The organism is Cognatiyoonia sp. IB215182 (assembly GCF_033963905.1).
Classification (GTDB): Bacteria; Pseudomonadota; Alphaproteobacteria; order Rhodobacterales; family Rhodobacteraceae; genus Yoonia.
In genome coordinates this window covers 103,706-122,797 of record NZ_JAXBMB010000006.1, presented here as the reverse complement: position 1 = coordinate 122,797, position 19,092 = coordinate 103,706, and the positions used below count along the sequence as shown (strand labels likewise).

Below are 19,092 nucleotides of genomic sequence, written 5' to 3'. Positions count from 1 at the left end.
ACCGCCCTATAGCTGACATATGGCAACCGGCGATAGAGGCGCGCAATGACAGTCACAATCGGGATCAACGGATTTGGGCGCATCGGGCGCTGCACGCTGGCGCATATCACCGAGGCCGCGCGCAACGACGTGCAGGTTGTCAAAATCAACGCGACCGGTCCGATTGAGACAAACGCCCATCTTCTGAAATATGACAGCGTCCATGGCCGTTTCGGCCACCCTGTGACGGTGGACGGCAACACGCTCGATCTGGGGCGCGGGCCGATCAACGTGATGTCAACCTATGAACCGGCAGAGCTTGACTGGGACGGTGTCGATGTGGTCCTCGAATGCACCGGCAAGTTCAATGACGGCGAAAAATCGGCAGTGCATCTGGACCGGGGCACGAAAAAGGTTCTGATCTCGGCGCCTGCCAAAAACGTGGACCGCACCGTGGTCTACGGCGTCAATCACCGCGATCTGGCCGCGACGGAGCGTCTTGTCTCAAACGGGTCCTGCACCACCAATTGCCTCGCCCCTTTGGCCAAGGTTCTGAACGATGCGATTGGCATCGAACGCGGGATCATGACAACGATCCATTCCTATACCGGCGACCAGCCGACGCTCGACCGGCGCCATAAGGACCTCTACCGCGCCCGCTCTGCCGCGATGGCGATGATCCCCACATCGACCGGGGCCGCCAAGGCACTAGGCGAGGTGCTACCAGAGCTCTCCGGTAAGCTCGACGGCACCGCCATCCGCGTCCCCACCCCCAATGTCAGCGCTGTGGATCTGACATTCGAAGCGGGCAAAACCGTCACCGCTGCCGACGTCAACGCAGTCGTTGCCGAAGCAGCGGCAGGCTATATGGGCATGGTCATGGCCTATGATGATGAGGCTAAGGTGAGCATCGATTTCAACCACACGACGCAAAGCTGCATCTTCGCCCCTGACCAGACCAAGGTTGTGGGCGGCAAAACGGTCCGTGTGCTCGCCTGGTATGACAATGAATGGGGCTTCTCTGCGCGCATGGCCGACGTCGCCGCGACGATGGGCCGTCTGCACTAGCGCCGTTTACCCTTCGTGGTCATTGCCTTTGCCATTCGGGGCCCGGCTCGCTAGACGAGCATCATGACCAACACTATCGCCATTTTTTTGGGGCTGATCATCCTTGCGTTTTTTGCAGTGGATTACACCCAATTTGAGTGGGATATGAGCACGTTCCTTCTGCGAAAACTCCTCGATCTGATCGAGTACATCGCCATTTGGCGTTGACCTTTTGGTGTAAATCGCAATGTTAGCGCCAACATAGTGCCGCAGGAGGACATGGAATGGCCGTCAAAGTCGCAATCAACGGATTTGGCCGCATTGGCCGCAATGTACTACGCGCGATTATCGAAAGCGGGCGCACGGATATCGAGGTTGTCGCAATCAACGACCTCGGCCCGGTTGAAACCAACGCACACTTGATGCGGTTTGATTCTGTTCATGGCCGCTTTCCCGGTACAGTGATCACAACTGAAACGACCATTGATGTGGGCCGTGGCCCCATGGAAGTCACAGCGCTACGCAATCCAGCCGAACTGCCTTGGGCGGACGTTGACGTGGTTCTGGAATGTACCGGTGTCTTCAACAGTAAAGAGGCTTGCCAGGCCCATCTGGACAATGGTTCAAGCCGTGTCCTGATCTCTGCCCCCGGCAAGAATGCAGACAAAACAATCGTTTATGGCGTAAACGACAGTGTTTTGACCGGCGATGACCTTATCGTGTCGAACGCCTCCTGCACAACCAACTGCCTTGCCCCGGTTGCCAAGGTACTGAACGACGCTGTGGGCATTTCCAAAGGGTTCATGACCACCATCCACAGCTACACCGGCGACCAGCCAACGCTGGACACGATGCACAAGGACCTCTACCGCGCCCGTGCGGCAGCCTTGTCAATGATCCCGACATCGACGGGGGCCGCAAAGGCCGTGGGCCTCGTGCTGCCGGAGCTCAATGGGAAACTTGATGGTGTGGCTATCCGCGTGCCCACCCCGAACGTTTCGGTTGTTGACCTGACATTCGAAGCATCCCGCGCAACATCGGTCGAAGAAATCAACGCCGCCGTTGTTGCTGCTGCAGATGGCGACATGGCCGAGGTACTCGCCTATACCGACCTGCCGATGGTCAGTTCCGATTTCAATCACGACCCACATTCCTCCATCTTCCATCTGGACCAGACCAAGGTTCTGGACGGGAACATGGTGCGCATCCTGTCGTGGTATGACAACGAATGGGGCTTCTCCAACCGCATGGCAGATACCGCTGTTGCGATGGGCAAACTGATCTAGACCACCCTACCTCTGCAAGCAAAAGCCGGTCCGCAAGGATCGGCTTTTTTTCGTGCAGAACTGAAAAATTGCCATGCATGGCGTGCATATCGGTTAGCGCTAAAGGTCAATTGTTCTGCGCCGCAGCATGACTACATGATGGTCGAGACAACAAAAGCGATGACTTTAGAAAGGAGCACGCACATGACTGTACTGAACACCGTATTCGCCGCATTTGAAAAGCGTGTCGCCTATAGCCGCTTGAAGCGCGAACTGAGCAATATGCCGGTCGAGACCGCCATCGATCTGGGCATGTTCCGCGAAGACGCTGCCAAAGTAGCCAACAAGGCGATCTACGGCTAAGTAACTGCCGAACATGAAAAAACAGCCGCGCCTTCGGGGGCGGCTTTGTTATTTCAGAGCTTTGGACAGGAAAGCGTCAATGCGGTCGCGATAGCCCGGCACGCCGGCGAGATTGTTGTGGTTCGCGTTTGGCACGGCATGAAATGTCACGGAAATGTCGGCTTCTTCCATCAGGTCTGCAAGGCTTCGACCCACCGAAGGCGGGATCATCTGATCGTCCTGTCCATGCTGGATCAGAACCGGCGCCGAAATCGCGGGCGCCAAGGCGGCAGAGTTCCATTTCTGCACAAAGGGCAGCCAACAGGCTGGAAGCCATGACGCTTGGGTCATCAGCGCGCACATCTTCACAAATGGCGCATCCAGAATAATGGCAGCAACGTCGCGCTCAGCCGCTACATATTGCGCAAGGCCGGTTCCCATCGAATATCCATGCACGACAATCGGCCCCTCATGCCGCGCCGCGATCCAATCATAAGCGGCCAGCGCATCGGCCTTCAGACGCGCCTCTGAAGGCGTGCCAGGTATCCCGCCACCGCCCGGATACTCCACCGCGTAAAGGTGCCTATCTGCCGCGACATGTGCGTTCAGCGTGTAGGTGAAATAGGCAAGCGCCCCACCATTGCCCATGAAGAACAGCACGGCTTCGGCACTCTCCCCTTCATAGATGGCAAGGGCGACATCGCGTTCCGAAACGATCTCCTGCCGAAACTCCGGGGCGTCGAACGGGTCAGGCCCGAACGGATAGATCAGTCGGGGATGGGCCAGCACCATGATCGTGGCATAAAGCAGATAAGTCCCGACAAGCATCCAAAGCCAGTTCAACCGTCAAACCGCGCGCGTAAAGCGTCATTTACAGCGGGTGCGACGAACTTCGAAACGTCACCACCGAGGCGCGCAATTTCTTTGACCAGCTTGGAGGCAATCGCCTGATGTTTCGCGTCCGCCATCAGAAACACGGTCTCAATCCTGTCATCCAGGACCCGGTTCATGCCAACCATCTGAAATTCGTACTCAAAGTCAGCCACAGCGCGCAAGCCGCGGATAATGACCGACGCCCGTACATCACGGGCGCAATCGATCAGCAGGTTTTCGAAAGGGTGTGCGACGATTTCGCATCCGGTTGCCGCGCCCAAAGGTGCCGCCTCGGCCTCGACCATCGCCACACGCTCTTCCAGCGAAAACATCGGCCCCTTGTCGCGGTTGATCGCAACACCGATCACCAGCCGATCTACCAAGGAACAGGCCCTGCGGATGATATCCGTATGCCCAAGCGTGACCGGGTCAAAGGTTCCGGGATACAGTCCTACGCGCATGGCCGCCCTCGTCTCAACTCATCTCTGCGCGCACGCAACAATATTGCGGGGCGGAATGCAAGCGGCCTAATGCCCCATGATCATGCCTTCGAGGGCATCCTTCTCCATCGCCAATTGGGCAAGCCTGCCCTTGACCGCATCCCCGATTGAAATCAGGCCGATCATCTTGCCGTCTTCCATCACAGGCAAGTGACGAAAGCGCCCATTTGTCATCACCTCCAGCACCTCAAGTGCGGTGTCGGATGGCGTACAGGTTGTCAGGGCAGAGGTCATCATGCTGCTCACCGGCTCGCTCAGGCAACTTGGCCCACGCTTGCCCAATTCGCGGACGATATCACGTTCTGACAGGATGCCATCAAGCGCTTCACCATCACCCGAGACCACCACCGTGCCGATACGCTTCGCTGACAAGAGCTTGACCGCATCGGTGACCGGGTCCGAAGGCTTGACGGATACAACCCCGGGATTGTCCTTGGTCTTCAGCATCTGTGATACGATCATCGTGCGCTCCTTTGTGTCGCTGCGGTATTTCAGCGTCTCAAATCAAACCTCTCTCTGTCAAGCATGGCTCTTTACCCTGCGACACTCCCCCCTATAGTCGGCGCAAAGATCGCGGAGGACCAAATGCAAGAACTCACCCACTATATCGGCGGCGCACATGTCAAAGGGACGTCAGGGCGTTTTGCCGACGTGATGAACCCGGCGACCGGCGAAGTGCAGGCCAAGGTCCCGCTGGCGAACAGCGACGAACTGGCCAAGGCCGTGTCCATCGCGCAAGAGGCGCAACCGGCATGGGCCGCCGTGAACCCGCAGCGCCGTGCCCGCGTGATGATGGCTTTTGTCCAGCTTTTACACCGCGACATGGATAAACTGGCCGAGGCGCTGAGCCGCGAACATGGCAAAACACTCCCCGATGCCAAGGGCGATGTGATCCGCGGGCTGGAGGTCGTGGAATACTGCATCGCCGCGCCGCAGATGCTGAAAGGCGAGTATACGGACTCAGCCGGCCCCGGCATCGACATGTATTCAATGAAACAGCCGCTCGGTGTGACCGCCGGGATCACGCCGTTCAACTTTCCCGCCATGATCCCGATGTGGATGTTCGCGCCTGCCATCGTCTGCGGCAATGCGTTCATCCTCAAACCGTCCGAGCGTGATCCCTCCGTGCCGCTGATGTTGGCCGAACTGATGGAGGAAGCAGGCCTGCCCAAGGGCATCCTGCAGGTCGTGAACGGCGACAAAGAAGCCGTCGATGCCATCCTCGACCACGATGTGATCCAGTCCATCGGCTTTGTCGGCTCCACCCCCATCGCCGAATACATTTATGGACGCGGCTGCGCGAACGGCAAGCGCGTGCAGTGTTTCGGCGGCGCAAAAAACCACATGATCATCATGCCCGACGCGGACATGGATCAGGCCGCCGATGCGCTTGTGGGTGCTGGTTATGGTGCGGCTGGCGAACGCTGCATGGCGATTTCCGTCGCCGTGCCCGTGGGCGATGAAACCGCCGACCGCCTGATCGAGAAACTGGTGCCACGGGTCGAGGCGCTGAAGGTTGGGCCCTATACGTCTGGCAATGACGTCGACTATGGCCCGGTGGTGACCGCTGCCGCAAAGGCCAATATCGAACGCCTCGTCCAGACGGGCATCGATCAGGGCGCGAAACTCGTCGTCGACGGGCGCGATTTCAAGCTGCAGGGCTATGAAGACGGATTCTTCGTCGGCGCCCACCTCTTTGACCACGTCAAGCCTGACATGGACATCTACACAACCGAGATCTTCGGCCCGGTCCTTTCCACCGTGCGGGCACAAAGCTATGAAGAGGCGCTTGGTCTCGCGATGCACCACGAATACGGCAACGGCACCGCGATCTTCACTCGCGACGGCGACACCGCCCGCGACTTCGCGAACCGGATCAATATCGGCATGGTTGGCGTGAACGTGCCCATCCCCGTGCCGCTCGCCTACCACACGTTCGGCGGCTGGAAGAAATCCATGTTCGGCGACCTCAATCAGCACGGGCCTGATGCGTTCAAGTTCTATACCCGGACCAAAACGATCACATCGCGTTGGCCGTCGGGCATCAAGGAAGGCGGCGAGTTTTCGATCCCCGTGATGGAATAGGCCGCACTTGCCAAAAGCCGCAAACCGGCGCATGAATTAAACGAGCGTTCAATTCATGCTGTGGGAGGCATCATGGACTTTGCCCTGACCGAAGAACAGGTCGCGATATTCGACATGGCGCAAGCTTTTGGGGCCGAGCATATCGCCCCGCATGCGCGGGATTGGGAGGCCGAAGGCACAATCCCCAAAGACCTCTGGCCCAAGCTAGCAGAGTTGGGTTTTGGCGGGCTGTATGTCAGTGAGGATATGGGCGGCTCGGGCCTCTCACGGCTTGATGCCACGCTGGTTTTCGAGGCCCTTTCGCAATCTTGCGCCTCAGTCGCCGCGTTCCTGTCGATCCACAACATGTGCGCTTACATGATTGACAAGCACGGATCAGACGCATTGCGGCCCCGCCTTCTACCCAAGGCACTGACGATGGAGACGATCCTCAGCTACTGTCTGACCGAACCCGGCTCGGGCTCTGATGCCGCAGCACTCAAGACGAAAGCCGTGCGCACCAATGAAGGCTACGAGTTGACCGGCACGAAGGCGTTCATCTCCGGCGGTGGCTATTCGGACGCCTATATCGTGATGGCGCGGACGGGTGATGACGGGCCAAAGGGCATCAGCGCAATTCTTGTCGAAGAAGGCGCCGACGGCCTGAGCTACGGGGGTTTGGAGGACAAGATGGGCTGGCGTTCTCAGCCCACGCGGCAGGTCCAGATGGATGCTTGCAAGGCCCCCGCTGACAACCTGTTGGGTGAAGAGGGTCAGGGATTCAAATACGCGATGGCGGGGCTCGATGGCGGACGACTAAACATCGCGGCCTGTTCGCTGGGTGCTGCGCAAGCGGCACTGGATCAAACACTGGCCTATATGAAAGAACGCAAAGCCTTCGGCAAATCCATCGACCAGTTTCAGGGCCTGCAATTCCGGCTTGCCGACATGGAGATTGATCTGCAAGCCGCCCGCACCTTCCTGCGCCAGGCCGCCTGGAAACTCGACACTGGCGCACCCGATGCCACGAAGTTCTGCGCGATGGCCAAGAAGCAGGTCACCGAGGTCGGCAGCCGGGTTGCGGACCAATGCCTGCAACTCCATGGTGGCTACGGCTACCTTGCTGATTATGGGATCGAAAAGATCGTCCGCGACCTGCGGGTCCACCAGATCCTTGAAGGAACCAACGAAATCATGCGGCTCATCACCGCGCGCCAAATGCTTAGCGGAGTGTAGAAGAGAAACTGATGCACCGATGGTGGCGCAAGTTGGTTACAGCATTCAAGCTACAGGAATGCAGGGTCTTGAAACAAGCCCTTCAGTTTCCACGCTTCTCGATCTTCTTTTTGGGGTTCTATATGCTGCCGTGGTTCTTCGCAATTGCGCTTCCGCTATTGCTTATCTCAATCCTGTTGAGCGAATTCACGCATCCTGCCCTGCCAGTGCTGAACATGATTATGGGATTTGTGGGACTGGCCCTTATCGCTCCTTGGTTTTTCCGTTGGTGCATCATATGCGCCGGGCTGATGTATGGTCGCCCACGCCTAGCAGAGCAAAAGCTAGACTATCTTGAACAGAAGCTAGAATCACGCTCATGACGGACATCCTCATCCGCCAAAACGGCCATGCGGGCCACATCACCCTCAACCGCCCAAAGGCATTGAACGCGCTGACATGGGAGATGTGTCTTGAGATTGAAAAGGCGCTCGACGGGTGGCTGAACGACCCCGATATCGCGCTGATCATGATCGACGGCGCGGGAGAGCGCGCCTTCTGCTCTGGCGGCGATATTGCCGAGATGTATGCGGCAGGCCAGCGCGGAGACCTCGACTATGGCCGCAACTTCTGGCGCGACGAATATCGGCTGAACGCAAAGATCCATGCGTACCCAAAACCCGTCGTGACCTTCCTTCATGGTTTCACAATGGGTGGCGGTGTTGGCGTCGGCTGTCACGGCTCCGACCGGATCGTTTGCGAGAGCAGCCAAATTGCGATGCCCGAATGCTCAATCGGGCTTGTGCCCGATGTGGGCGGCTCGCTCATACTGGCAAAAGCGCCGGGGCATTGCGGTGAATATCTGGGACTAACCGGTGACCGCATGGATGCCGGTGACGCGATCTATGCAGGTTTCGCCGACCATTATGTGCCGCAAGAGACCTGGGAGGCCTTGAAAGAGAGCATTGCTGGGACTGGCGGGACAAGCATTCCAAACCACCCTGCCCCGCAAAGTCGCCTGAAGGGCTGGCAGGCCGATATCGACGCATATTTCACAGATGGTTCAGACAGCGAAGCGGCTCAACGAGCCGATAAGCTCACAGCCCGCAACGCTCCTCTCGCCATGGCCGTTTGTCGTCGCATCCTTACCGCCGTTCGCGAAAATCCCGACATCAAAACCGCGCTCGACCATGAGTTCCGCTATACCTACCGTTGCGTAGCGCAAGGTGACTTTATCGAGGGCATACGCGCCGCCATCATCGACCGGGACAAAAAGCCGAAATGGCAGCCCGTCACCGATGATCAAGTCGCGGCCATGACGGCACCCTTGGGTGAGAACGCGCTGCAATGGGAGGACAACACATGAAAATCGGCTTTATTGGGCTGGGCAACATGGGCGCGCCCATGGCCGAGAACCTAGCCAAGGAACACGAGGTGATTGGTTTCGACACCGTCGCTAAGCCAGACCGTATAACATTGGCCAGCAGCGCGGCCGACGTTGCCAAGGAGGCAGATGTCGTCATCACGATGCTGCCGAACGGAGAGATACTCCGCACCGTTGCGGATGAAATCCATCCGGCGATGAAACCAAGCGCGATCCATTTGGACTGCTCCACCGTCGATGTGGACAGCGCCCGCGCCGTTGCGGCCCAAGCAGAGGCCCACAACCTGATGGCCATCGATGCCCCAGTCTCGGGGGGGATCGGCGGAGCCCAAGCTGGCACACTGACATTCATGGCCGGTGGCGCGGACGAGGCCTTTGCGCGGGTCAAACCGCTCTTCGACATCATGGGCCAGAAGGCCGTGCATTGCGGTCCAGCGGGCAACGGACAGGCCGCTAAGATCTGCAACAACATGATCCTTGGTGTGACCATGATTGCGACATGTGAGGCGTTCGTCCTCGCCGACAAGCTGGGCCTTGACCGGCAGGCCATGTTCGACGTCGTCAGCACATCGTCCGGCTATTCATGGACCATGAACGCCTATTGCCCTGCACCGGGCATCGGGCCGCAAAGCCCCGCCGACAACGATTATCAACCCGGCTTCGCCGCCGACCTGATGTTGAAAGACCTGAATCTCGCCCAAATGGCGGCAGAGACCGCAGATGCTGACACACCCATGGGGCAAGCAGCGCGCGACCTTTATGCACAATTCGTTGAACAGGAAGAAGGCGCAGGCCGCGACTTCTCGGCCATGCTGCCGCGCTTTGAAAAGCGCGGAAGAGGCTGAGACCCTACTGGCCGACCGTCAGCATCACCAGGACGACAAACATCGCCGGTACGACCAGGATCATCGGGACGATCAGTGCCGGGTAGCCCCAGGCGAGAATTGCCAGAAACCACAGGGCCAGGACGCTAAATAAGAAGTAATAGATGTTGTCGCTGTCGCCATAATAGACCTCGCGCAACATACGGCCCAGAATGGGAACGCGAAAAAGAATGCGGGTCAATAACGAACGGTCGGCATAGGTGTCTCTTTGCATAGGGTCAGCGCGCTTTCCAAATCAATTGCGTTGCAAGTGACATATGGCGTCCGTTGCCGCCGGGAATGCGGCAATCTGACCAAATCGCGGACGATATCTGAAAATGACGCTGCGTTTTGACAACAGACGCGCCGCGCGTGTCCCTCAGATCTTGACCCCGTTCTTGCGAAAGAACGACAGCATGTCGTCGGTGAGCAATCCGCGCCCCGTCGCAATCTGGATCAGTTCAAACGCGCAACCGTTATTGACCTCAACCACGACAGGGCCATCGCGCGTCAATGCCATATCGGTTGAGGCAAAGCGATTGGGCGCATGGATCAGCGCAACCTCTTTGTTGATGCGCATCATTTCGTCCCAATCGGGTAGCTTTTCGCCTATGACAGTCCGGCCTTCAACGGGATGTTCGGTAAGCCGGGTCAATTCACCATCATCGTTGCGCACAAGGGTGCGGATTTCGCCTGTCTCGGGATCCACGTCCGCGATCATGTTTCCGTCGCGCCAAAAGTTGTCGGCAAAGCTATCCGCCCCGGGCAGCTTCAGCGCGGTATAGGGAACCGTCACGCCATTTTCATCAATCAGATTGAGACAGCGGACGGTCGCCATCGCCTCTGTCAGGCCGTCGAAGAACGCATGCGGTTTCAGGAATTCCTGAATGATGTAGTGGTGATCGCCAAAGAGGCTATCGGTCACTTCAGCGAAGGTGGCCGGCTCTCGTCCGACGATTTCCACATGCGTATCAGTCACACCACTGATCTTGAGAGCACCCGCGCTTGCCACACCCGATGTGGATTTCGCAAAGATTGGGAAGCTGTCGCAATCTTTGAGAAATGCCTCCAAATCCGCCGCATTCGCGAGACGACGGACTGCAGGATAGACTCTTGGCCCCTTGTCAAACACTGCCAGCAGCTTCGGCGTCGGCATCTTTGCCTGTTCAAGCACGAGCGCGGAAATCCACTTATCTTCCGTGACCGCCCACCATTGATGATCGATGCAATGTTCAACAATCGGCCAGTGCTGCGAAGAAGACACAAAGCGGCTCCGCTCATCCTCTGTCCACTTGTCGCGATCGTAGAGGCCATAGCGCAGGTACTCGTTCATTTTGAGCTTGCCACGCCCCTTGCTCAGCTTTCGGAAGTCCAGCCCCAACGTAATCGGGCTGGCCCCAACAGACCGGGCCGCCGCTGCCAACTGTCCTAACAGGTTGGCATCACTTGCATCTTTCATTTTCTTGAGGTCTTCGTCCTGCGCAGACATGAATATCTTCCCCGCTGTGCTTGATGGATTACAAATCACATGCGGCGAGAAAGCACAAAGCGAATTGAGGGTAGCTCAGGAATTTATTCGGCAGCGACGGATTTTGGCGCCAGCATCTCTTTCAGATAGCGGCCGGTATGGCTCTCGGTGACTTCAGCAACCTCTTCCGGCGTGCCGGTTGCAACGATCCGGCCACCGCCGTCCCCGCCCTCTGGGCCGATATCGATGATATGGTCGGCGGTCTTCACCACGTCGAGGTTGTGTTCGATGACAATCACCGAATTGCCCTGGTCGACCAATTCATGCAGCACTTCCAATAGCTTACGGACGTCCTCAAAATGCAGCCCCGTCGTTGGCTCATCGAGAATATAAAGCGTCCGACCCGTGGAACGTTTTGAGAGTTCCTTGGACAGCTTCACCCGCTGCGCCTCACCACCCGACAAGGTCGTCGCCTGCTGGCCGACCTTGATATAGCCGAGGCCCACGCGCATCAGCGCATCCATCTTTTCGCGGATTGAGGGGACGGCGGAAAAGAATTCCTGCGCGTCTTCCACCGTCATATCAAGGACATCGGCGATAGACTTGCCCTTGAACTTAATCTCCAGGGTTTCGCGGTTGTAACGCGCGCCCTTGCAGGTCTCGCAAGTGACATAGACGTCGGGCAGAAAGTGCATCTCGATCTTGATGACGCCGTCACCCTGACAGGCCTCGCAGCGCCCGCCCTTCACGTTGAAGCTGAACCGGCCCGGTTTATACCCCCGCGCCTTCGCCTCAGGCATGCCCGCAAACCAGTCGCGGATCGGCGTGAATGCCCCGGTATAGGTCGCCGGGTTCGACCGGGGGGTCCGCCCGATAGGCCGCTGGTCGATGTCGATCACCTTGTCGAGATGCTCGAACCCCTTGATCGTCTCACATGGTGCAGGCGTTTGCCGAGCGCCATTCAGCTTGACCGAGGCGTTCTTGAACAAGGTCTCAATCGTCAGGGTCGATTTGCCCCCGCCCGAGACGCCTGTCACACAGACGAATTTGCCCAAAGGAAAATCCGCTGTGACATTCTGCAGATTGTTCCCAGTAGCCTTGACCACTGTCAGCTTCTTGCCCTTCCCCTTGCGCCGTTTGGCGGGTACGGCAATCTCGCGCGTACCGACAAGGTACTCACCAGTGATTGATCCCTCGGCTGTCATGATCTCTTGCGGGGTGCCTTTGGCCACAACCTGCCCGCCATGCACACCCGCGCCGGGGCCGATGTCGAACACGTAATCCGCCTCGCGGATCGCCTCTTCATCATGCTCGACGACGATGACAGTATTTCCCTGATCGCGCAGGTTCTTCAGCGTTGTCAGCAACCGATCATTGTCGCGCTGATGCAGCCCGATTGATGGCTCATCGAGCACATAGAGGACTCCCTGAAGGCCAGAGCCGATCTGCGAGGCCAGCCTGATCCGCTGGCTTTCACCGCCCGACAACGTGCCCGAATTGCGGGACAGCGTCAGATATTCGAGGCCAACATTATTCAGAAAGCCCAACCGCTCGCGAATTTCCTTCAGGATCGCATGGGCAATCTCATTCTTCTGCTTGGTCAAGTTGTCGGGCACCGACAGGCACCAATCATAGGCCTCCTTGATCGACATCTGCACCACCTGTCCGATATGGAGCAGATCATCAGACGGCCCGATCTTGACCGCCAACGCCTCTTGCCGCAGCCGGTAGCCATCACAAGTGCCGCAATTGCGGTTGTTCTGATAATTCTCGAACTCTTCGCGGATCCAGTTGCTATCGGTCTCGCGATAGCGCCGCTCCATATTTGGAATCACGCCTTCGAAGGCACGCTCGACCTGATAGACGCGCCCGCCCTCATCATAGCGGAACTTGATCTCTTCCTCGCCAGAGCCGTAGAGGAACACCTGCTGAATTTTCGGATCCAGATCCTTCCAGCGGGCGTTCTTGTTGAATCCGTAATGCTTCGCAATCGCCTCAATCGTCTGCAGGAAATAGGGCGATTTGCCCTTCCGCCATGGGGCCAGCGCGCCATCGGCGATCTTGAGCGTCACATCCGGCACCACGAGTTGTTCATCAAAAAACAGCTCAACACCCAAGCCGTCGCAGGACGGGCAGGCCCCGAATGGCGCATTGAAGGAAAACAGGCGCGGCTCGATCTCGGGGATCGTGAAACCGGATTCAGGACAGGCGAAATTCTCGGAAAATGTGATCCGCTCCGGATCACCCTCTTTCGGGGCAGTCTCCAAAACCGCAATCCCATCAGCCAGATCAAGTGCTGTGCGGAAACTGTCAGCCAAGCGGGTCTCCAGCCCCTCCTTCACAACGATCCGGTCAACAACGACATCAATGTCATGGCGGAACTTCTTGTCCAGCGTCGGCGGCTCGTCCAACTCGTAGAACTGCCCATCCACCTTGACCCGCTGAAAGCCCTGCTTGCGCAGTTCCAGAAATTCCTTGCGATACTCGCCCTTGCGGTCGCGGATGATGGGCGCAAGCAGATAGCCGCGTGTCCCCTCCTCCATCGCCATCACCCGGTCGACCATGTCCTGCACCTGCTGCGCCTCAATCGGCAGGCCGGTGGCCGGGCTGTAAGGCGTGCCTGCACGGGCAAAGAGCAAACGCAGATAGTCGTAAATCTCGGTGATCGTGCCAACCGTCGAACGCGGGTTCTTCGACGTCGTCTTCTGCTCAATCGAAATCGCCGGGCTCAGACCGCTAATATGGTCCACATCCGGCTTTTCCATCATATCAAGGAACTGCCGCGCATAAGCGCTGAGCGACTCAACGTAACGCCGCTGCCCTTCGGCATAGATCGTGTCAAAGGCGAGCGAGGACTTGCCCGACCCCGACAAGCCGGTGATCACTACAAGCTGATCACGCGGAATATCGACGTCGATATCCTTGAGGTTATGTTCACGCGCGCCGCGTACCTCAATGTTTTTGAGCTCTGCCATTCCAACCCCCAGGGACAACTCCGTCTTCAGATAGCAGCGCGAGAATTATCCGCCACCCCGGAGCAAGAACATTATATGAACAAAAGCAAAATAATCACAACAAAGAAAACCCGGCCGCGTTGCCGCAACCGGGTCGTTTCAGTGCCGTTTAAGCAGGATTACTGGTTGTAGTAAGCCGAGAAGCCTGCGCGGACGGTTTGGAACCATTCGCCGGATTCGCGGATGTTCTCCAGACCTTCGTTGAGCGCGCTGATGATCTCGGCGGCGTCAGGATTGTCTTTGTCAACAAACACAGCAAGCACGTCAGCACTTGTCAGATGCGGGTTGATCGCAACCTGCTCTGCAATCCCCATACGCTGGGCGATATCTTCAGACTGTGCAGTCACAAGTGCCACGGCATCAACCTCACCGGCCATAAGCGCGGTAAAGCAATCGTCAGGATTTGCAGGCTGCACGTAGTTCATTACGTCGCGCCCAAGGCCAAGGCTGGTTGGGCCGACATCCGAGTAATCCGATGGCAGGCACAACGACTTGCCAGCAAAGTCAGCCGCGTCGGTCGTGGTTGCGAGCGCATCGTCGCTGCGGGTCGCAAGACCTGTGATGATCTCATAGAATGGGTCCGAATGCAGGAAACCGTCACACCGAAACTTTGAGTTTTCGGTCAAGGTTTCTGGCGCCTCGCAATTTGGGCGCAGCCATGGGAAGGCGCCATCAAAAGCACGCGCAGGCAGAAGCGTTTCAAGATGCGAACCCCAATCATTCACAAAAATGATCTCGGTCTCATAGCGTGGTTCCATCGTGTCCATTGCAGCACGCACAAGCTGTGTGTAGACGCCACCACCTTCGAGCCCTTCATCCGTGTAAGGCGGATAGCCGGTCCCGGTGACCAGACGGATTGTCTTTGTCTCGGCGGCCGTAACCTCTGGAACAGGTGTTGCAACACTTACCTGAACCGTACCGGACCCGGGCAAAGAGCCGTCCGCACATGGCAAAGACAACTCCATGCCAACCGAAATGATATTCGGGTTTGCGCCAATCACATTGCGGTTCGCATCCCAAATCTCTTGAAAGCTGATGCTTCCATAGGCTTCGCGGGCAATGACGCTCAGCGTGTCACCGGGCTGCACAGTATAGACACTGCAGGCCTCCTGTGCGTGTGTCGCTGTGGCGCCCGCCGCAGCAACGATTGCTGCCAGCACGACTCTTTTTGTCATGTCTTTTTCCTTCATTTCATTCACTAGGCTAAGCCGTCTCCATAATTGTAAGCGAACAAGGCGATAACAAAGCGCAACACACGCGCCTTGCAGTTTTGATGAAGGGTTTGGCCGGTATCAGCTTGGCCAACCTATCATCGTTATCGGTGGGCTAAGCACGAACACGGTTCGCATTTGGGTCAAAAAACGACCAACTCATGGCGAATTTCACATGACTTGACGTAACTGCACCTTACCGCGGAAGAGTTAAAAGATTGAGACACAACCATGAGGCGCGGTGGCAAATTCGCGGAACGTATTCGCCGATTTTAACGTCGCCTCAGCAGTATAGATCAATCCGCCGCTTTTGCGGCGCCTTGGTCCGGTCACATGTGGATCACGCGGTCATATGCGTCGAGCACGCTTTCATGCATCATTTCGGACAGCGTTGGGTGTGGGAAGACAGCGCTCATCAGGTCTTCCTCTGTCGTTTCAAGCTGACGCCCAACGACATAGCCCTGGATCAGTTCAGTCACTTCGGCACCAACCATATGCGCGCCTAGAAGCTCACCCGTCTTGGCATCGAAGATGGTCTTGATCATCCCCTCTTGCTCGCCCAGGGCAATTGCCTTGCCATTCCCGATAAAGGGGAAACGGCCTACCTTGATGTCATAACCCAGTTCCTTGGCCTTGGCCTCGGTATAGCCAACCGAAGCGACCTGTGGATGGCAATAGGTGCAGCCGGCAATGCTTTCGGGTTTTACGGGATGGGCGTGCTTGCCCGCGATCAGGTCCGCAACCATCACGCCTTCATGGCTGGCCTTGTGGGCAAGCCAAGGCGCACCAGCGATGTCGCCAATGGCGTAAAGGCCGTCAACGCCCGTGCGGCAGTATTCGTCCGTCACGACATGCGTACGGTCCACTTTGACGCCAAGCGCCTCTAGCCCCAGCCCCTCGACATTGCCGACGATGCCCACCGCGCTGATCACCGTGTCAAAGTCCATCTTTTCAACTTTACCGCCGGTTTCGATATGGGCCGTAACCTTGCCTTTGGCGCGGTCAAGCTGTTTGACCATGGATTTCTCCATGATCTTCATGCCCTGCTTGACGAATTGCTTCTTCGCAAATGCCGAGATTTCAGCATCTTCAACCGGCAACACGCGGTCCATCACCTCAACGACGGTCGTGTCAGCGCCAAGCGTGTTGTAAAAGCTCGCGAACTCAATCCCGATTGCCCCGGAACCAATCACCAGCAGCTTTTTTGGCATGCGTTTGGGCTGCAGCGCGTGTTTATAGGTCCAGACCAGATCGCCATCCGCTTCAAGCCCCGGCAATTCGCGAGCGCGGGCACCAGTCGCCAGGATGATGTTCTTCGAGGCCAGCTCATCAGTCCCCTTCTCGCCCTTCACAGAGACTTTGCCTTTTGCAGGGATGGTCGCCTCACCCATGAAAACCGTGATTTTGTTCTTTTTCATCAGATGGCTGACGCCGCCCGATAGCTGGCCGGCCACGTCACGGCTGCGCTTCACAACCGCATCCAGATCGTAATCGACACCCGTCGCCTTCAGGCCAAATTCCTTGGCGCGATGCATCAGGTGGAAAACTTCGGAAGAGCGCAACATCGCCTTGGTCGGAATGCAGCCCCAGTTCAGGCAGATGCCACCCATATGCTCACGTTCGACGATTGCCACCTTCATGCCGAGTTGTGCGGCGCGAATAGCGGCCACATAACCGCCTGGCCCGGCGCCGATTACGATGATGTCAAAAGTCTGCGCAGCCATGTGGTGCCCCTCCAAAATCAGATTTAGTTGAACGCTAAACTATTTTTGGGGCGACCTCTAGTGACCTGGCGTCATAACTGCCATCGCAGTGACGCAAAGCGGCGGATCAACCGAGCCTCAACTCGCTTGGGCGAGTTGGGCCTGAATTGCGCTCGCATATCCGCCCGCATCAAGAAAGGCCTGCTCTGCTGGGGTTGTTTTGCGCCCTAACGCAGCGTTGCGATAGGGAAAACGCCCGTAATCGCGGATCACCGCGCGATGGGCGCAAGCATGGTCGCGGTTGTGATGACCTGTCTCTGGCATCCGTGTGTGGATCAACCGCACCGCGCGATCCTGATCGCACAAGCTTTCTGCATGCATCAGCGGCAGATAAAAGAACTGCCGCGCCGGTTCATCGATCTTCATGTCCCAATCACGGTCAATCGCCATTTTCGCCGCAGCGCGTGCGATATCATCAGTCGCGAAAGCTTGTGCCGTGTCACGGAACATGTTTCGCGGAAACTGGTCCGTCAGAATGATATAGGCCAAGGTGCCGGACGGATAGGTAAGCCACAGGCTCAGGCTGCCTTCGCTTGCCGCCTCCCAAGTCGCGAGAAAGCGCTCTCTGACCTTCTCATCAAAGGCGGGATCGGATTTGTACCATTCTTCTGGCGCACATTCATCCAACCAGAATGCCAGTACTTCATCGGGGCTTACCACCACACCATTCCTTCAGTGACCTCATCGACACATTTTCACGGAAGCAAACAAACCTCGCCCTGGCAAGGGTTTACAGCACGCCTTCGCTCAAATGATCTTTCGAGATGACACAGTGGGTGAGAATTATGGCGCCACCTTCGGCAGGTCTTCGCTTGTCTCAAGGATATCGGCCTCGGCGTCGATGTAAGCCTCTTGCGCAACCTCAGCGACGACGGGCGTCGATGCAGCGGACACGGGCGTATAAGGAACGCTTTCGGCCTCGACGATTTCGGTGCGGCTCCGCTGCGTGGTTCGATACATCCCGTACAAGCCGATGGCCAACATCAAGCTGGCGGTAAACAGCCAGTAGCCGTTATTGCCGATCACATCCATCATCACACCGACAATGAGCGGCCCCGCGATGGCGCCAACGCCATTGATGAACAGAAGGCCCCCTGACGCGGCCGCCATATCCTCTTTATCCAGATAGTCGTTGGCATAGGCGATCACGAGCGCGTAAAGCGGGTTCGACATGCCGCCGACGATGGCCCCGCTGATCACGATCAGCGCAAAGTATCCGGGCACGAGGAACGCGATCAACGACCCGGCCCCGCCGATGAGTGACACCCAGATGATCAAGCGACGGCGGTCCATCCGGTCAGACAACCAGCCAATCGGATATTGCAGCACGAGTGCGGACACATAGATCGCCGAGATAAAGAACGAGATCTCACCAACGCTCAACCCGACCCTGTTGCCGTAAACAGCCGACATCCCGAACTGCGCCGAGAATATGCCGCCCAGCATGAACATCGAAAAACAGGCCAGCGGCGATGCGTTGATCAAATCCTTGATCTTCATCGGCTTCGTCGTCTCGAAAGCGGGCATGGGCCGCGCCGACAATAGCACCGGCGCAAAGGCGAGCGAGACGAGGACAGAAGGGATGATGAACAGGACATATCCCGACACATCCCCCTGACTGACGATCCACTGCGCAAAGACGACACCCGCCATCTGCACCATCAGGTAAATCGACAAGGCCTTGCCGCGGGTTTCGTTGCTTGACGCGTCGTTCAGCCAGCTTTCAGCGGTGATATAGACGCCGCAAAAGCAGAACCCGATGATCACCCGCCCGATGGTCCAAGAGATTGGATCGACAAGGACCGGATAGATAATAAGGACCGCTGAAATCGTTGATCCCAGTGCCGCAAAGACGCGAACATGTCCAACGCGCTGGATCAGTTTGGGCGTGAAACGGGAACTGAATAGGAAACCCAGAAAGTAAGCCGACATGATGATCGACAGGGATAGCGTGCTGAACCCTTCCTGATCACCACGCAGGCCGAGCAATGTGCCCTGCAACCCATTGCCAACCATCAACAAAAACATGCCAAGGAAAAGGGCCCATGACCCGGTCAGCACCTGAAACATCGCGCGCCCTTTCTGCGATCAGAACCGGCCTATC

General features: G+C 57.4%; 19 protein-coding genes. 9 read left to right on the top strand and 10 right to left on the bottom strand.

Annotated features, from left to right (window positions below; translation table 11 throughout):
• Window positions 1–45: 45 nt before the first annotated feature.
• The 4 genes from gap (SLH47_RS13460) to SLH47_RS13445 all read left to right on the top strand — a co-directional run bounded on the left by gap (SLH47_RS13460) (window position 46) and on the right by SLH47_RS13445 (window position 2,654).
• A complete protein-coding gene (gene gap, locus SLH47_RS13460) occupies window positions 46–1,047 on the top strand; it encodes a type I glyceraldehyde-3-phosphate dehydrogenase (RefSeq protein WP_320240069.1) in 1,002 nt (333 codons plus the stop codon).
• 63 nt (window positions 1,048–1,110) lie between these two features.
• Window positions 1,111–1,254 (top strand): hypothetical protein, encoded by a 144-nt coding sequence (locus SLH47_RS13455; protein ID WP_320240068.1) that lies wholly within the window; start codon window positions 1,111–1,113, stop codon window positions 1,252–1,254.
• A 56-nt stretch (window positions 1,255–1,310) separates the two neighbouring features.
• Window positions 1,311–2,312: a type I glyceraldehyde-3-phosphate dehydrogenase gene (gap, locus tag SLH47_RS13450; RefSeq protein WP_320240067.1), complete on the top strand. Its 1,002-nt coding sequence runs from the start codon at window positions 1,311–1,313 to the stop codon at window positions 2,310–2,312.
• A gap of 183 nt (window positions 2,313–2,495) precedes the next feature.
• Complete coding sequence (locus SLH47_RS13445) at window positions 2,496–2,654, top strand: hypothetical protein (protein ID WP_320240066.1); 159 nt, start codon at window positions 2,496–2,498, stop codon at window positions 2,652–2,654.
• 48 nt (window positions 2,655–2,702) lie between these two features.
• On the opposite strand, the gene SLH47_RS13440 is transcribed toward SLH47_RS13445, so the two are convergent.
• The 3 genes from SLH47_RS13440 to SLH47_RS13430 all read right to left on the bottom strand — a co-directional run bounded on the left by SLH47_RS13440 (window position 2,703) and on the right by SLH47_RS13430 (window position 4,468).
• Window positions 2,703–3,461, bottom strand: a complete 759-nt coding sequence (locus SLH47_RS13440; protein WP_320240065.1) for an alpha/beta hydrolase — start codon at window positions 3,459–3,461, stop codon at window positions 2,703–2,705.
• Between the two features lie 11 nt (window positions 3,462–3,472).
• Complete coding sequence (gene coaD / locus SLH47_RS13435; protein WP_320240064.1) at window positions 3,473–3,967, bottom strand: pantetheine-phosphate adenylyltransferase; 495 nt, start codon at window positions 3,965–3,967, stop codon at window positions 3,473–3,475.
• 66 nt (window positions 3,968–4,033) lie between these two features.
• Window positions 4,034–4,468 (bottom strand): CBS domain-containing protein, encoded by a 435-nt coding sequence (locus SLH47_RS13430; RefSeq protein ID WP_320240063.1) that lies wholly within the window; start codon window positions 4,466–4,468, stop codon window positions 4,034–4,036.
• A 123-nt stretch (window positions 4,469–4,591) separates the two neighbouring features.
• Between SLH47_RS13430 and SLH47_RS13425 the strand changes: the two genes are divergently transcribed.
• The 5 genes from SLH47_RS13425 (at window position 4,592) to mmsB (ending at window position 9,514) form a co-directional block, all read left to right on the top strand.
• Window positions 4,592–6,091: a CoA-acylating methylmalonate-semialdehyde dehydrogenase gene (locus tag SLH47_RS13425; protein ID WP_320240062.1), complete on the top strand. Its 1,500-nt coding sequence runs from the start codon at window positions 4,592–4,594 to the stop codon at window positions 6,089–6,091.
• Between the two features lie 72 nt (window positions 6,092–6,163).
• Window positions 6,164–7,306 carry an acyl-CoA dehydrogenase family protein gene (locus SLH47_RS13420; protein WP_320240061.1) on the top strand — a complete coding sequence of 381 codons (1,143 nt, stop codon included), beginning with the start codon at window positions 6,164–6,166 and terminating at the stop codon, window positions 7,304–7,306.
• Between the two features lie 68 nt (window positions 7,307–7,374).
• A complete protein-coding gene (locus tag SLH47_RS13415; RefSeq protein WP_320240060.1) occupies window positions 7,375–7,668 on the top strand; it encodes a hypothetical protein in 294 nt (97 codons plus the stop codon).
• On the top strand, window positions 7,665–8,651 hold the full coding sequence (locus SLH47_RS13410; RefSeq protein WP_320240059.1) for an enoyl-CoA hydratase/isomerase family protein: 987 nt from the start codon (window positions 7,665–7,667) through the stop codon (window positions 8,649–8,651). The genes SLH47_RS13415 and SLH47_RS13410 overlap by 4 nt, the downstream gene beginning before the upstream one ends.
• A complete protein-coding gene (gene mmsB / locus SLH47_RS13405; protein WP_320240058.1) occupies window positions 8,648–9,514 on the top strand; it encodes a 3-hydroxyisobutyrate dehydrogenase in 867 nt (288 codons plus the stop codon). The genes SLH47_RS13410 and mmsB overlap by 4 nt, the downstream gene beginning before the upstream one ends.
• 4 nt (window positions 9,515–9,518) lie before the next feature.
• Here mmsB and SLH47_RS13400 read toward each other — a convergent pair whose 3' ends face one another.
• From SLH47_RS13400 to SLH47_RS13370, 7 genes are all read right to left on the bottom strand, one after another.
• Window positions 9,519–9,767: a hypothetical protein gene (locus tag SLH47_RS13400; RefSeq protein ID WP_320240057.1), complete on the bottom strand. Its 249-nt coding sequence runs from the start codon at window positions 9,765–9,767 to the stop codon at window positions 9,519–9,521.
• 144 nt (window positions 9,768–9,911) lie between these two features.
• Window positions 9,912–11,021, bottom strand: coding sequence for a sugar-transfer associated ATP-grasp domain-containing protein (locus SLH47_RS13395; RefSeq protein WP_320240056.1), 1,110 nt, complete (start codon window positions 11,019–11,021; stop codon window positions 9,912–9,914).
• An 83-nt stretch (window positions 11,022–11,104) separates the two neighbouring features.
• Window positions 11,105–13,975 (bottom strand): excinuclease ABC subunit UvrA, encoded by a 2,871-nt coding sequence (gene uvrA / locus SLH47_RS13390; protein WP_320240055.1) that lies wholly within the window; start codon window positions 13,973–13,975, stop codon window positions 11,105–11,107.
• Between the two features lie 158 nt (window positions 13,976–14,133).
• Window positions 14,134–15,189, bottom strand: coding sequence for a LysM peptidoglycan-binding domain-containing protein (locus SLH47_RS13385; protein ID WP_320240054.1), 1,056 nt, complete (start codon window positions 15,187–15,189; stop codon window positions 14,134–14,136).
• Between the two features lie 365 nt (window positions 15,190–15,554).
• A complete protein-coding gene (gene lpdA, locus SLH47_RS13380) occupies window positions 15,555–16,949 on the bottom strand; it encodes a dihydrolipoyl dehydrogenase (protein WP_320240053.1) in 1,395 nt (464 codons plus the stop codon).
• A 117-nt stretch (window positions 16,950–17,066) separates the two neighbouring features.
• Window positions 17,067–17,648: a DUF924 family protein gene (locus SLH47_RS13375; protein ID WP_320240052.1), complete on the bottom strand. Its 582-nt coding sequence runs from the start codon at window positions 17,646–17,648 to the stop codon at window positions 17,067–17,069.
• 123 nt (window positions 17,649–17,771) lie between these two features.
• Window positions 17,772–19,058, bottom strand: a complete 1,287-nt coding sequence (locus SLH47_RS13370; RefSeq protein WP_320240051.1) for an MFS transporter — start codon at window positions 19,056–19,058, stop codon at window positions 17,772–17,774.
• Between the last annotated feature and the right edge of the window lie 34 nt (window positions 19,059–19,092).

What these genes read in the sequence shown, in the direction of transcription:
- mmsB (WP_320240058.1), top strand. Translation starts at nt 8,648, where the DNA reads ATGAAAATCGGCTTTATTGGGCTGGGCAACATGGGCGCGCCCATGGCC.
- SLH47_RS13430 (WP_320240063.1), bottom strand. Translation starts at nt 4,468, where the DNA reads ATGATCGTATCACAGATGCTGAAGACCAAGGACAATCCCGGGGTTGTA.
- SLH47_RS13445 (WP_320240066.1), top strand. Translation starts at nt 2,496, where the DNA reads ATGACTGTACTGAACACCGTATTCGCCGCATTTGAAAAGCGTGTCGCC.
- SLH47_RS13440 (WP_320240065.1), bottom strand. Translation starts at nt 3,461, where the DNA reads ATGCTTGTCGGGACTTATCTGCTTTATGCCACGATCATGGTGCTGGCC.
- SLH47_RS13455 (WP_320240068.1), top strand. Translation starts at nt 1,111, where the DNA reads ATGACCAACACTATCGCCATTTTTTTGGGGCTGATCATCCTTGCGTTT.
- SLH47_RS13385 (WP_320240054.1), bottom strand. Translation starts at nt 15,189, where the DNA reads ATGACAAAAAGAGTCGTGCTGGCAGCAATCGTTGCTGCGGCGGGCGCC.
- uvrA (WP_320240055.1), bottom strand. Translation starts at nt 13,975, where the DNA reads ATGGCAGAGCTCAAAAACATTGAGGTACGCGGCGCGCGTGAACATAAC.
- SLH47_RS13410 (WP_320240059.1), top strand. Translation starts at nt 7,665, where the DNA reads ATGACGGACATCCTCATCCGCCAAAACGGCCATGCGGGCCACATCACC.
- SLH47_RS13420 (WP_320240061.1), top strand. Translation starts at nt 6,164, where the DNA reads ATGGACTTTGCCCTGACCGAAGAACAGGTCGCGATATTCGACATGGCG.
- coaD (WP_320240064.1), bottom strand. Translation starts at nt 3,967, where the DNA reads ATGCGCGTAGGACTGTATCCCGGAACCTTTGACCCGGTCACGCTTGGG.
- gap (WP_320240069.1), top strand. Translation starts at nt 46, where the DNA reads ATGACAGTCACAATCGGGATCAACGGATTTGGGCGCATCGGGCGCTGC.
- lpdA (WP_320240053.1), bottom strand. Translation starts at nt 16,949, where the DNA reads ATGGCTGCGCAGACTTTTGACATCATCGTAATCGGCGCCGGGCCAGGC.
- SLH47_RS13370 (WP_320240051.1), bottom strand. Translation starts at nt 19,058, where the DNA reads ATGTTTCAGGTGCTGACCGGGTCATGGGCCCTTTTCCTTGGCATGTTT.
- SLH47_RS13425 (WP_320240062.1), top strand. Translation starts at nt 4,592, where the DNA reads ATGCAAGAACTCACCCACTATATCGGCGGCGCACATGTCAAAGGGACG.
- SLH47_RS13400 (WP_320240057.1), bottom strand. Translation starts at nt 9,767, where the DNA reads ATGCAAAGAGACACCTATGCCGACCGTTCGTTATTGACCCGCATTCTT.
- SLH47_RS13395 (WP_320240056.1), bottom strand. Translation starts at nt 11,021, where the DNA reads ATGTCTGCGCAGGACGAAGACCTCAAGAAAATGAAAGATGCAAGTGAT.
- gap (WP_320240067.1), top strand. Translation starts at nt 1,311, where the DNA reads ATGGCCGTCAAAGTCGCAATCAACGGATTTGGCCGCATTGGCCGCAAT.